General features: G+C 39.5%; 12 protein-coding genes. 11 read left to right on the plus strand and 1 reads right to left on the minus strand.

The annotated features are described in order from the left end of the window. Positions 1-15 precede the first annotated feature (15 nt). The 6 genes from NQ185_RS12200 (at position 16) to cccB (ending at position 7,740) form a co-directional block, all read left to right on the plus strand. Complete coding sequence (locus tag NQ185_RS12200; RefSeq protein ID WP_257582117.1) at positions 16-582, plus strand: chromate transporter; 567 nt, start codon at positions 16-18, stop codon at positions 580-582. Continuing rightward, complete coding sequence (locus tag NQ185_RS12205; RefSeq protein ID WP_257582118.1) at positions 579-1,112, plus strand: chromate transporter; 534 nt, start codon at positions 579-581, stop codon at positions 1,110-1,112. Before NQ185_RS12200 ends, NQ185_RS12205 begins: the two co-directional genes overlap by 4 nt. A 154-nt stretch (positions 1,113-1,266) precedes the next feature. Continuing rightward, entirely contained in the window at positions 1,267-3,780 is a 2,514-nt protein-coding gene (gene secA, locus NQ185_RS12210; protein ID WP_257582119.1) for a preprotein translocase subunit SecA, read from the plus strand. Between the two features lie 81 nt (positions 3,781-3,861). Next, a protein-coding gene (gene prfB, locus NQ185_RS12215; protein WP_373370801.1) for a peptide chain release factor 2 occupies positions 3,862-4,960 on the plus strand; the annotation gives its coding sequence in 2 pieces (ribosomal slippage) (positions 3,862-3,933 and positions 3,935-4,960; 1,098 coding nt in all). A gap of 79 nt (positions 4,961-5,039) precedes the next feature. Beyond that, on the plus strand, positions 5,040-5,954 hold the full coding sequence (locus NQ185_RS12220) for a nuclease-related domain-containing protein (protein WP_257582121.1): 915 nt from the start codon (positions 5,040-5,042) through the stop codon (positions 5,952-5,954). A gap of 1,450 nt (positions 5,955-7,404) precedes the next feature. After that, a complete protein-coding gene (gene cccB / locus NQ185_RS12225) occupies positions 7,405-7,740 on the plus strand; it encodes a cytochrome c551 (protein ID WP_257582122.1) in 336 nt (111 codons plus the stop codon). Between the two features lie 167 nt (positions 7,741-7,907). Here the strand turns inward: cccB and NQ185_RS12230 are convergent, their stop codons facing one another. Beyond that, complete coding sequence (locus NQ185_RS12230; protein ID WP_257582123.1) at positions 7,908-8,144, minus strand: hypothetical protein; 237 nt, start codon at positions 8,142-8,144, stop codon at positions 7,908-7,910. A gap of 74 nt (positions 8,145-8,218) precedes the next feature. Between NQ185_RS12230 and NQ185_RS12235 the strand changes: the two genes are divergently transcribed. The 5 genes from NQ185_RS12235 (at position 8,219) to NQ185_RS12255 (ending at position 13,013) form a co-directional block, all read left to right on the plus strand. Next, a complete protein-coding gene (locus NQ185_RS12235) occupies positions 8,219-8,701 on the plus strand; it encodes an Hsp20/alpha crystallin family protein (RefSeq protein ID WP_257582124.1) in 483 nt (160 codons plus the stop codon). 171 nt (positions 8,702-8,872) lie between these two features. Next, on the plus strand, positions 8,873-9,688 hold the full coding sequence (locus NQ185_RS12240; protein ID WP_257582125.1) for a hypothetical protein: 816 nt from the start codon (positions 8,873-8,875) through the stop codon (positions 9,686-9,688). A 352-nt stretch (positions 9,689-10,040) separates the two neighbouring features. After that, a complete protein-coding gene (gene ftsE / locus NQ185_RS12245) occupies positions 10,041-10,727 on the plus strand; it encodes a cell division ATP-binding protein FtsE (protein WP_257582126.1) in 687 nt (228 codons plus the stop codon). Then, positions 10,717-11,604 carry a permease-like cell division protein FtsX gene (gene ftsX, locus NQ185_RS12250; RefSeq protein ID WP_257582127.1) on the plus strand — a complete coding sequence of 296 codons (888 nt, stop codon included), beginning with the start codon at positions 10,717-10,719 and terminating at the stop codon, positions 11,602-11,604. Before ftsE ends, ftsX begins: the two co-directional genes overlap by 11 nt. 74 nt (positions 11,605-11,678) lie before the next feature. Further along, positions 11,679-13,013, plus strand: coding sequence for a murein hydrolase activator EnvC family protein (locus tag NQ185_RS12255; protein ID WP_257582128.1), 1,335 nt, complete (start codon positions 11,679-11,681; stop codon positions 13,011-13,013). Positions 13,014-13,072 lie beyond the last annotated feature (59 nt).

Consider the following 13,072-nt stretch of genomic DNA (forward strand, 5'->3'; position numbering starts at 1 on the left):
AGGCGGTTTTATTTAATGAAACAAAAAGATATTTTTATTGCTTTTTTTCGGTCGGGCATACTTGGCTTTGGAGGCGGACCGTCAGCGATTCCACTCGTTCACAGGGAAGTTGTCCTTGTATATAAATGGATGAATGATGAAGAATTTTCAGATGTATTAGCGCTCGCCAATGCATTGCCGGGACCGATTAATACAAAAATGGCAGGATATATCGGTTGGAGAGTCGGCGGATTCTGGGGTATGATGAATGCTTTATTTGCCACCTCTATACCGACCGTTGTCTTAATGATATTATTTTTAACTCTTTTAACGGCTCATAAGGATAAACCTTGGGTGGCGGGAATGTCTAAAGCGGTACTGCCTGTAGCGGGTGTATTGCTCGGTGTTTTGGCATGGGATTTTATCGTGAAATCAAGAAAAACGCTCGGTTGGCTTTGGGGCACAATTCTCATTCTGGCTAGTGTAGTCATTTTGGAATTTCTTCATATTCATCCAGGAATATTAATTGCTGCTCTTTTAATTTCTGCCATTGTTTTAGGGAGTAAGAAGAAGGCTAAGCAAGAAGGGAGAGGCCAATCATGATTTACTGGCAAATTTTCCTTGCATTCTTTATTCCGGGAATCCTAGGCTACGGGGGAGGACCATCTTCCATTCCTCTTATTGAAAATGAAGTAGTTGGTACGTATGGTTGGCTTACTGTGAACGAGTTCAGTGAAGTACTTGCCCTAGGGAATGCACTCCCCGGACCCATCGCAACAAAGATGGCTGGATATATTGGCTATCAACAGGCAGGGGTGCTTGGAGCTGTAGTCGCACTATTTGCTACAGTTGCACCGTCTATGATACTTATGATTACGTTGCTGGGTCTTTTATTAAAGTATAAGGAATCTCCCCAAGTAAAAAAAATGACGCAACTTGTCAGACCTGCAATTGCGGTCTTACTCGGCATCATGACAGTAAATTTTTTCGTAAACTCAATTTCTACAGATGGCGCAGGATATATTCATACACTCATTATTGGGATAGCGAGTCTATTTTTACTAGAAAAATGGAAAATCCATCCTGCCTATGTTATTGCTGGGGCGCTTGCTTACGGAGCCATTTTCCTGTGAAAGTTGAACCTGTCCACTAGTCAACGCGCTTGTTGTCATGAAAAGCTGATAGTGTTAAGATTAGTAAGCAGATATAGTTATTTTGAGCTAGATTTATGCAACGTATCCTGTATTTTATTATTGCCTGAATTTTATATGTAAGGGAGCGTTATAGATGGTTGCATTTTTAAATAAATTATTTGATCCAAATACACGAGAAATAAAGCGCTTGGAAAAATTTGCGGAAAGCATCCAAGTATTAGAATCAGAAATGGAAAATAAATCGGATGATGAATTACGCGCAAAAACAGCGGAATTTAAGGAAAGATATCAAAAAGGGGAAAAACTTGATAATCTTTTAGTTGAAGCTTTTGCGGTCGTTCGTGAAGGTGCGCGTCGAGTACTTGGTCTATATCCATATCCAGTTCAGCTCATGGGGGGAGCCACACTTCATGAAGGAAACATCGCTGAAATGAAGACCGGGGAAGGTAAAACCTTGACCGCTACGATGCCCGTTTATTTAAATGCGCTTACCGGAAAAGGCGTACACGTCGTGACGGTAAACGAATACTTGGCGAATCGTGATGCCACGGAAATGGGAGAATTGTATCAGTTTTTGGGACTGACAGTCGGTCTCAATTTAAATAGTATGTCCAAAGAGGAAAAACAAGAAGCATATGCAGCAGATATTACGTATGGTACTAATAATGAGTTTGGTTTTGACTACCTCCGTGATAATATGGTGCTTTATGCGGAGCAAAGGGTGCAAAGACCGCTCCACTATGCTGTCATTGACGAGGTTGACTCAATTTTAATTGATGAAGCAAGAACACCATTAATCATTTCAGGGCAAGCGCAAAAATCAACACAATTGTATATGCAAGCAAATTCTTTCGTCAACATGCTGAAAAAAGAGGAAGATTATACGTATGATGAAAAAACAAAAGGGGTTCAGTTAACAGAGGAAGGGATTAATAAAGCTGAACGTGCTTTTAGAATCGATAATCTATTCGATATTTCGCATGTGACATTGAATCATCATATTAACCAGGCTTTAAAAGCTCAGGCTAGTATGCATCTTGATGTAGACTACGTTGTTCAAGAAGGCGAAATCGTAATTGTTGACCAATTTACAGGTCGTCTCATGAAAGGTCGTCGTTTTAGTGATGGACTCCATCAAGCCATCGAAGCTAAAGAAGGCGTCGAAATTCAAAATGAATCGATGACGATGGCCACGATTACATTCCAGAACTATTTCCGTATGTATGAAAAGCTCGCGGGGATGACAGGTACAGCAAAAACGGAGGAAGAAGAATTCCGCAATATTTATAATATGCGCGTTATTGCAATCCCTACGAATAAACCGATTACGCGGGATGATAGAGCAGACTTAATTTATGCATCGATCGATGGGAAATTCCGTGCTGTTGTTGACGATATTGCCGAACGCTACCGTCTTGGCCAACCAGTTCTCGTTGGTACCGTTGCAATTGAAACGTCAGAGCTCATTTCTTCGCTTTTATTAAAAAAAGGCGTAAAGCATAATGTATTGAATGCGAAAAATCATGGCCGTGAAGCTGAAATTATTGTGGAGGCAGGACAAAAAGGTTCTGTTACCATCGCGACAAACATGGCTGGCCGTGGTACCGATATTAAACTTGGTGAAGGTGTAAAAGAGTTGGGCGGTTTAGCCGTAATCGGTACAGAACGCCATGAATCACGAAGGATTGATAATCAGTTAAGGGGACGTTCTGGTCGTCAAGGAGATCCAGGGGTCACTCAATTTTATTTATCAATGGAAGATGAATTAATGAGACGATTCGGATCAGATAATATGAAAAACATGATGCAAAAACTTGGAATGGATGATTCCCAGCCTATTCAAAGCAGAATGGTTTCTAAAGCGGTTGAATCTGCGCAGAAGCGTGTTGAAGGAAATAACTTTGATGCCAGGAAGCAGCTCCTTCAATATGATGATGTTTTACGTCAACAACGTGAGATTATTTATCAGCAGCGAAACGATGTAATGGAATCAGAAAATCTACGTGATATTGTCGAGAAAATGATTGTTTCTGTCATTGGGCGTGTTGTTTCCGCTCATACCCCTTCACATGAGGAAGAAGAGCAATGGAATTTACAGGGCATCATTGATTTTGTAAATGGCAATTTACTTCCTGAAGGAGATATTACGGCAGATGATTTGAAGCGAAAAGATCCAGAAGTTATGATGGACTTCATTTTTGATAAAGTAAAAATTCGCTATGACCAAAAAGAAGAATATTTATCGCCGGAACAAATGCGTGAGTTTGAAAAAGTAATTTTACTTCGTTCCGTCGATTCAAAATGGATTGACCATATTGATGCGATGGAACAACTCAGACAAGGTATTCATTTACGCGCCTATGGTCAAATCGATCCGCTAAGAGAATATCAAGCTGAAGGTTATTCTATGTTTGAAAGCATGGTCACTGCGATCGAGGAAGATACTGCGAAATACGTTATGAAGGCCGAAATTCGCAATAACTTAGAGCGTGAGGAAGTTGCAAAGGGTCAAGCCGTGAATCCGAAAGAAGAAGGCGGAGAAGTGAAAAGAAAGCCGGTCCGCAAAGAAGAAAGCATCGGACGTAATTCTCCATGCCCATGCGGAAGTGGGAAAAAGTATAAACACTGCCACGGAAGGTTGGCGTAATAATAGAAATGGTCGACCTTCTCTGATTGCGTCGACCTCCAAAGCACAGCAAGATATTCAAAATTTTTGAGGTGGTTCAAAATGGAATTATTTGAAGTAAGATCAGAACTAGAAAAAACGGCTAATCGACTGGCCGATTTCAGGGGGTCTCTTTGACTTAGAGGAAAAAGAGACACGAATAGCCGAATTGGATGAAAGAATGCTGGAACCTGGATTTTGGGATGATCAGCAGGCTGCCCAGACGGTAATCAATGAAGCAAATTCGCTCAAAGATCTCGTTGGTGAATACAAAGAATTACTTGAAACTCAGGAAAATCTTGAACTCACCCACGAACTGGTAAAAGAGGAAAATGATCCGGAATTAGAAGGTGAACTTGAATCAGAGTTGGAAGAATTAATTGGACGTTTAAATGATTTTGAACTCCAGCTTTTACTAAGTGAGCCTTATGATAAAAACAACGCCATTCTTGAGCTTCACCCGGGAGCTGGCGGAACAGAATCCCAAGATTGGGGATCCATCCTTTTGCGCATGTACACGCGTTGGGCAGAGAAAAAAGGTTTCAAAGTGGAAACGCTCGACTATTTACCTGGAGACGAAGCCGGCATTAAAAGCGTCACTTTGTTGATTAAAGGTCATAATGCGTATGGTTATTTAAAAGCGGAAAAAGGTGTACACCGCCTCGTTCGGATTTCACCTTTCGATTCTTCGGGCCGTAGACATACGTCATTCGTTTCTTGTGATGTTATGCCGGAATTTACGGATGATATAGAAATCGATATCCGAAGCGAAGATTTAAAAGTTGACACATACCGTTCAAGTGGAGCGGGTGGGCAGCATGTCAACACTACGGATTCTGCTGTTCGGATTACCCATATTCCTACTGGCACGGTTGTAACATGCCAAAACGAAAGATCACAAATTAAAAACCGTGAACAAGCAATGAATATGCTAAAAGCTAAATTGTATCAGCGTGAAATTGAACAAAAAGAAAAAGAACTAGCTGAAATTCGCGGAGTCCAGAAAGAAATTGGCTGGGGAAGCCAAATCCGCTCCTACGTTTTCCACCCGTATTCGATGGTGAAAGACCATCGGACGAATACCGAGGTAGGAAACGTCCATGCAGTAACAGATGGAGATATCGATACTTTTATTAATGCATTTTTGCGCTCTAGAATATAATGTGCAAAAGCAGCCGTGTGTATCGTGCGGCTGCTTTTTTTGTTACAATAGAGATATCAATTTTAAAAGGATGTGGAAAATGAATATAAAACCGCTAGTTGAAGGTAGTGAGCTGAAAGGATATAGGATTTTAAACAGCAGAAAGTCGTTATCCCTTGAGAAGACTGATAAACTTAACAGACTTGAAAAAGGTTTTGCAGGTGAGTTGCTTTTTTACGAAAATATAGTAGGACTTTCCAAGGAATGGCTGCTCCTCAATGATTTACAGCTAGAAAGTAATAACAATAAATTTCAAATTGACTCGCTGCTAATTTGTAAAAAGTCCTTAATGCTGTTTGAGGTAAAAAATTACGAAGGAGACTATTATATAGAAGGTGATAAATGGTATTACATGAACGGTGATGCAATCCAAAACCCTGTAAATCAATTGGAACGAACGGAATCCCTTGTTCGACGTCTGTTACAAGACCACAAATATAATAACATCCCCATCCAATCATATGTTGTCTTCGTTAATTCCAATTTCCACTTATATAACGCTCCACGAAATCTCCCTATTATTTTCCCAACCCAATTAAACCGCTTTTTTAAAGAGCTCAATAACATTTCTTCCAAAACGAATAATTACCAGATGAGACTTGCCAAGAAGCTCCACTCACTACATAAAAATATAACACCCGAATTACCAAAATATAGCTATGGCGAACTTCGTAAAGGAGTAATTTGTGGTAATTGTTGTTCGTTTAATTTGGAGAGTAAAAAGAACACTTTATTTTGTAAAGACTGTGGGACGATAGAAGATATTTCCTTAGCAATATTACGAAGCGTCGATGAATATACGCTTTTTTTTCCAGAACAGAAAATTACAATTAGTTATATTTTGGATTGGTGTAATGGGATTAGGGGAAGAGACACCATTCGAAAAATTTTATTAAAAAAATACACTCTTAAGTGGAATGGCAAGGCCTCTTACTACGAAAAATCAAGTGACTAGAGGCTCTGTCACACTAATATTCCGAAAGCCATCACAGTTGCTCTGCGCAAGGCACTGATACGCAGAAAATCCGGCTGGTTTTTCACCAATGCTCTGTGCAAGGTCCCGATACACAGAATCTCCCGTTAGTTTGTCACAGTTTCTCTGCGCAAGGCACTGATACGCAGAATCTCCTGCTGGTTTGTCACAGTTGCTCTGCGCAAGGTCCTGATACACAGAAAATCCCGCTAGTTTGTCACTATAATTCTGCGCAAGGCACTGATACGCAGAATCTCCCGCTGGTTTGTCACAGTTGCTCTGCGCCAGGCACTGATACACAGAATCTCCCGCTGGTTCGTCACAGTTTCTCTGCGCAAGGCACTGATACACAGAAAATCCGGCTGGTTTTTCACCAATGCTCTGTGCAAGGTCCCGATACACAGAATCTCCCGTTAGTTTGTCACTATAATTCTGCGCAAGTCACTGATACGCAGAAAATCCGGCTGGTTTTTCACCAATGCTCTGTGCAAGGTCCCGATACACAGAAACTCCCGTTAGTTTGTCACTATAATTCTGCGCAAGGCACTGATACGCAGAATCTCCCGTTGATTTGTCACAGTTGCTCTGCGCCAGGTCCTGATACGCAGAATCACCCGTTAGTTTGTCACTATAATTCTGCGCAAGTCACTGATACGCAGAAAATCCGGCTGGTTTTTCACCAATGCTCTGTGCAAGGTCCCGATACACAGAATCTCCCGCTGGTTTGTCACTATAATTCTGCGCAAGTCACTGATACGCAGAAAATCTCGGTAGTTTGTCACCAACACTCTGCGCAAGGTCCTGATACACAGAAAATCCCGCTAGTTTGTCACTATTATTCTGCGTAAGGCACTGATACACAGAATCTCCCGCTGGTTTGTCACAGTTTCTCTGCGCAAGGCACTGATACGCAGAAAATCCGGCTGGTTTTTCACCAATGCTCTGTGCAAGGTCCCGATACACAGAATCTCCCGTTAGTTTGTCACAGTTTCTCTGCGCCAGTCACTGATACACAGAATCTCCCGCTGGTTTGTCACAGTTTCTCTGCGCAAGGCACTGATACACAGAAAATCCGGCTGGTTTTTCACCAATGCTCTGCGCGAGGCATTGATACGCAGAATCACCCGTTAGTTTGTCACAGTTGCCCTGTACAATCATCGAAGATTTTCATTGTTCGTTACAAACTTTTATCTCTTGATACGGGTTTGGAGAGAATAAAAACTTTACTCCACATGATACCGGCAATGGCCTCCGCTCTTATGACACCCTAGACCACCCAATAATTCACACATTAGCTACAATTAAAGAAAACCATACCACATATAGGTTTTCTTCAACTTTTTCCAACAATGGTTATGTTTGTGGAGAGTGTATTTAGTTTTAAAAAAATTGATTGTTGGTATACTAAAATTATTGAAAGGAGTGTTTTGTCTTGAAGAAAAAAGTAATTGGATTATTACTGGGAATGACGTTGGCACTTGGGCTCGCGGCTTGTGGCGGCGGAAATAATGCAAACGACAATAATAACAATAATGGTGGTGCAACTGCCACAAATGATGCTGAAGCAATTGTAAAGAAAAACTGTATTTCATGTCATGGTGAAAATCTAGAAGGTCGAAATGGTCCAGAATTGGCTCACATTGGATCCGAGCTTTCAAAAGATGACATTTTAAAAGTGATTCAAGAAGGAAGACCTGGAATGCCTGGCAATATCATCAAAGGCGATGACGCTGACAAGGTCGCTACTTGGTTATCTGAGAAAAAGTAATGCAAAAAGGATGCGCTAATAATATCGCATCCTTTTTCATGCAATAAACCTCTCTAATTCTCCAGAATTCTTATCCGACAAATCATTTCATTTAATCCGATTTAAGTTAATTCATTCTAATACTCGACTATCCATCGTATTCACCATAAACCCGACCAATGACACCACTATCGTAGGGGGAGTTTTTGAAAAGAAGCTGGACTATCGATTAGGTCCCGATCGTCGACGGCGCTTTTTGTAGCAATAAATCCAGCATCGTCCCCTAAATTTTGTCCGAAGCCTTGTGTTTTCTTGTCATAATTATTCCAATCTGCCAATAGGTTTTGCCCTATATTTACTGCAGATGCATTTTCAAAGGAATTAATTTTAATAACAAAAATATTAATGTTAATAGCACTAGCCAATGGAGTCCACCTCCTCTTAACGAACTATATTCAAAATGATTGGTTTTATGATTCCTAAAAAGGAGGGATAGCTCATGGATTTTGATAAATTAAAGCAATGGATGGAACTGGCACAAAAATACCAGTCGGGTGATTTTTGGAATAATATGATGAATCAATCCTCCTTTGGCCAATTTATGAATGATTCCATGGATATGAGTGGGGGTCCCTCACAATCAGAAAAAACGAATCAACCTCAACATTCCACTACTTTTCCTAAAATTGATATTTACATAACGGATACGGAAGTCACAGTAATAGCGGAACTGGCTGGTTATGAAAAGGAAAATCTTCATATATCCGTTTCTGGAAATAAGCTGCTGCTGAAAGGGACATCTACTCCGATTATTATGGGGCAGCCTGTTCTCCAAGAACGAAACGAAGGTCAATTTCAGCGGATCATCGAATTGCCTGAACCTACATTTTCAAATCAAATCAGGGCAAAGTTGCAAAACGGACTTTTAATATTAACGTACAAACGAAAATACTTTCAGGAAGAAAGAGTACCTATCGACTGAATTTGCTGAATATGAACTTAGCCAATGTAAATCGCATTTCATAATCACCATGACTTCCACCAAAACCCACTTTTCCTATGAGTTCTCGTCATAGAACTAGCTGCACTGCCAACGATGTTAGAAACCTACTTCTCCTTTTTTTTATAAAAAACAATATTGCGGGGAATAAAAATGCCTATAAAAGGATTATTCAGCCAAAAACAAAATAATGAAAATATATTAGAAAAAATAGCGGAACTGGAGAAAAAACAGGCAAGATTAAATGCACTCGAAGTTCATATTAAAAGGCTTTTAAAATTAGAAGAGGAAATCACGCCCCTTTTAAAAGGAGGGAATCTAGAAAAAAAGGACAAACCTCCACCGAGAATTTCGGAGAAAAAAGCGGAGCCGAGAGAGAAGGATAAGAATAGGTTCCGTGGTGAAGCTAGTTTAATGGAAACCGCCATTATCAAAAAAATCACGCCTTTTCTAAAAGCTGTGGACAGAATGGACAAACAGATTAGGGAACTTGAAAAAAATGTCGTGCTGATCCATCAATCGCAATCGGAACTCACAATTCGACTTGAAGCAATGGAAGAGAATTTCTCCAGATTTCAAGAAGAAAATACTAAACCAACTGAAAAAAAGCCGCAAGAACAAGCGATGGTTATTAAAGAAATTCATATCGATAAATTTTATTTAGATAAATATGAACAAAATAATAATTTTGCCCAGTTAGGAATTAAAGATTTAAGCGGTGCTCTAAATATTGGAGCGACTTACGGTAGGGAAGTGCTTCCGAAGGAGCTATCGGACCAATTAAAAGAGGATATGAAGGAATTCAAAGGGATGAAAAAGGAGTTTGGTATAGGAGAAGAAGAGTCTTCCAGTACGAATGAAGAGGAATCTTCCGGTATGACTGAAGAATCATCTAGCAGCGAGGAACCTGTGTACGATGCTGAATCCTTTACGGAAATACCAATAGAAGTCGTAGATGACGATAATTAAAAAACAAAACGTGAAGTCAATTTTCATGTTTTGTTTTTTTATGTCTAACAGTAGTTAAAAGGTCCTATTTCGTTAGATTCATCTAACTGGAAAGGTTAGGAAGAAAAACGACAAAAATGAAATGAAACTGTAATATAATTTTCCCTTAACATATTAATATCTGATGTTATAATAGGTTTGGGTTCATTTTTCGCCAGCAAGCGACAGAACGCAGCGGTTTTTTTCGCGATACATACGATTTTTAGCGGAAAAACAGAAAAACTACTATGTAAACCATATTTTTTGCCTTTTACAATTTCCATATTTAGGACATTTCGGCTATAAAAAATTGGTTTAGGAACCAGGTGATGACATGATTGAAATGCAGGATGTAGTAAAAAAATACTCGAACGGCATAACTGCTGTCAATGGATTGAGCATCCGCATTAACCAAGGTGAATTTATTTATGTCGTTGGTCCAAGCGGTGCGGGAAAATCTACCTTTATTAAGCTGATGTACAGGGAAGAAAAACCTACTTTAGGACAAATCAAGGTTAATGGGATCGATTTATCTAAGCTGAAAAATCGGAATGTCCCATTTTTACGTAGAAATATAGGTGTTGTATTTCAGGACTTTAGGCTTCTTCCGACACTTACTGTGTTTGAAAATGTAGCCTTTGCACTTGAAGTAATTGAACAGCGCCCTAAAGATATTAGAAAAAGAGTGATGGACGTGCTGGCAATGGTTGGATTAAAGCATAAGATTCGTATGCTGCCTACCGAACTTTCTGGTGGAGAGCAGCAACGCGTCTCAATAGCGAGATCAATTGTCAATAATCCAAAACTTGTCATTGCGGACGAGCCTACGGGTAATTTAGATCCTGATACTTCATGGGAGATTATGAGTCTATTAAAAGAAATCAACATGAAGGGTACAACGATTATTATGGCAACCCATAATAAGGAGATTGTAAATACAATTAAACATAGAGTTGTGGCTATTGAAAGCGGAAGAATTGTCCGCGATGAACAGCGGGGGGATTACGGATATGAAAGCTAGAACACTTCGACGACATCTAAGAGAAAGCTTTAAAAGTTTACGTCGAAATGGCTGGATGACGTTTGCCTCGGTTAGTGCTGTTACTGTTACATTACTGTTAGTTGGAGTTTTCTTCGTCATTTTGATGAATATGAATAAATTTGCCAGTGACCTTGAACAAGATGTGGAAATTAGAACCCATGTTGAATTAACGGCAACTAAAAAAGATCAGGCAGCATTAGAACAAAAAATTGCAAAACTTGATCTAGTTGAATCAGTGAAATTTTCTTCAAAGGAAGATGAACTTAATCATTTGATACAAACAATGGGAAAAGAGTGGAACTTTATCGAAGAGCAGGAAAATCCTTTACACGACGTATTTGTCGTGAAAACGAAAAAACCTGCCGATACTCCGATCGTTGCACAACAAATCCGTAAAATGGAATTCGTCAACTCCGCTGAATATGGCGAAAAGAAAGTTGAGAATTTGTTTAAAGTCTTAAAAACAAGTCGAAACATCGGGTTGGTTCTCGTCATCGGGCTTTTGTTTACAGCAATGTTTCTGATTTCGAACACAATAAAAATTACTATTTTTGCTAGAAGACGTGAAATTGAAATTATGAAACTAGTAGGAGCAACAAATTGGTTTATCCGTTGGCCATTTTTATTTGAAGGAATTTGGTTAGGGATGCTTGGTTCTATTTTACCAATTGGAGTTGTTGCTACTGGCTATTATTATGCATATGACTTTATGGAAATGCGAATACCACGCCAATTAATTCAGCCTCTTGAGTATACGCCATTCGTTTATGAAGTTAGCCTGCTCATGCTTCTAATAGGAATCATCATTGGTGGCTGGGGCAGTTTCATCTCCGTAAGACGATTCTTAAAAGTGTGAAACTATTACCATTGTATACAAGCTCTATCGACTATAGAGAGAGTAAATGCAAGAGGGAGAAAGGGGAACTATTCTTGAAAAGACGTTCGGTACTTTCGATTACGCTAGCTGTTACATTAGGGTTTGGAGGCATTTTAACAAATGTCCAAGGTGTCTCGGCTGCTAATCTAAAGAATCTGCAAGATGAGCAATCAGATGTTATAAATAAACGGTCAAATATCAATGATTCTATTGGGGAAAAAGATAATCAAATTTCGGAAATCGGTGATCGTCAAAGTCAGCTAGAAGCTGAAATGAAGCAACTTGAAAATGATATTGCTGATACAGATAAAAAGATTACTGAAAAGCAAAAGCAAATTAAAGAGACAAAAGCGGAAATTAAAAAACTAAAAAAAGAAATTGCTGAATTAAAAATTCGAATTGAAAAAAGAAATGAATTGCTTAAAGAGCGTGCGAGAAACATTCAACAAAATGGAGGCTCCGTCAAGTTTATCGATGTATTATTAGGAGCAGAGAGTTTCGGAGACTTTATCGATCGCATTTCAGTTGTGTCTACACTTGTGAATGCTGATAAAGAAATCATTGAGGAACAAAAGGCTGATAAAGAAAAGCTCGAATCGAATCAGAAAAAAGTAGAAATAGAGCTTGCTAGTTTAAATGGAATGCTTAAAGAATTAGAGAATTTGAAAGCAGATTTGAAAAATCAAAATGCTAAAAAAGCTCAATTGAATAAGGAATTAGCCGCCGAGAAGAAACATCTTGAAAGTGAAAAGATGTCTTTAGAGGAAGAGGCAGAATTATTGAAAGCGCAAGAAATTGCTCTTCAGAAGGCTATTAAACTAGAAAAAGATAGGATAGCGGAAGAAGAGCGGAAGGCTCGTGAAGAAGCAGCTAGAATAGCTGAGGAAGAACGTAAGGCAAGAGAGGCAGCAAATGCTAATAAAGGTGGCGCAACGGGACCTGTAAATAATAATAGTGGTTCAAATAACGTTTCGAAGCCGCCGGTTTCATCGGGATTATTCTCAAGACCGGCTAATGGATATGTCTCTTCCGGTTTCGGAGGTCGTTGGGGTGCCTTGCACGCTGGGTTAGATATTGCTGCATCGGGACCAGTTCCGATTGTTGCTGCCGCCAGCGGTGTTGTAAGCAGATCGTATACTTCTTCCAGTTATGGTAATGTTGTCTTTGTTGTGCATCACTTAAATGGACAAACATATGAGACTGTTTATGCTCATATGAGAAGCAGAAGTGTCAGCACAGGACAAACTGTATCTAAAGGGCAACAGTTGGGCGTAATGGGGAATACCGGACATTCATATGGCCAACATCTACATTTTGAATTACATGTAGGGCTTTGGAATATGTCTAAATCGAATGCTGTTGACCCGCGTAGATATATAAATTTTTAATATGATCATCACATAAATGGCCGCATCCATCAGGGTGCGGTTTTTTACATGCCTCTAAA

It is taken from the genome of Lederbergia panacisoli (assembly GCF_024626525.1).
In the GTDB taxonomy this organism is placed as follows: Bacteria; Bacillota; Bacilli; order Bacillales; family Bacillaceae_C; genus Lederbergia; species Lederbergia panacisoli.

Bases quoted from the DNA above. Each gene is read 5' to 3' on its own strand.
- NQ185_RS12205 (WP_257582118.1), top strand. From the start codon at position 579: ATGATTTACTGGCAAATTTTCCTTGCATTCTTTATTCCGGGAATCCTA.
- NQ185_RS12220 (WP_257582121.1), top strand. From the start codon at position 5,040: ATGAATATAAAACCGCTAGTTGAAGGTAGTGAGCTGAAAGGATATAGG.
- NQ185_RS12200 (WP_257582117.1), top strand. From the start codon at position 16: ATGAAACAAAAAGATATTTTTATTGCTTTTTTTCGGTCGGGCATACTT.
- NQ185_RS12240 (WP_257582125.1), top strand. From the start codon at position 8,873: ATGCCTATAAAAGGATTATTCAGCCAAAAACAAAATAATGAAAATATA.
- ftsE (WP_257582126.1), top strand. From the start codon at position 10,041: ATGATTGAAATGCAGGATGTAGTAAAAAAATACTCGAACGGCATAACT.
- ftsX (WP_257582127.1), top strand. From the start codon at position 10,717: ATGAAAGCTAGAACACTTCGACGACATCTAAGAGAAAGCTTTAAAAGT.
- NQ185_RS12235 (WP_257582124.1), top strand. From the start codon at position 8,219: ATGGATTTTGATAAATTAAAGCAATGGATGGAACTGGCACAAAAATAC.
- secA (WP_257582119.1), top strand. From the start codon at position 1,267: ATGGTTGCATTTTTAAATAAATTATTTGATCCAAATACACGAGAAATA.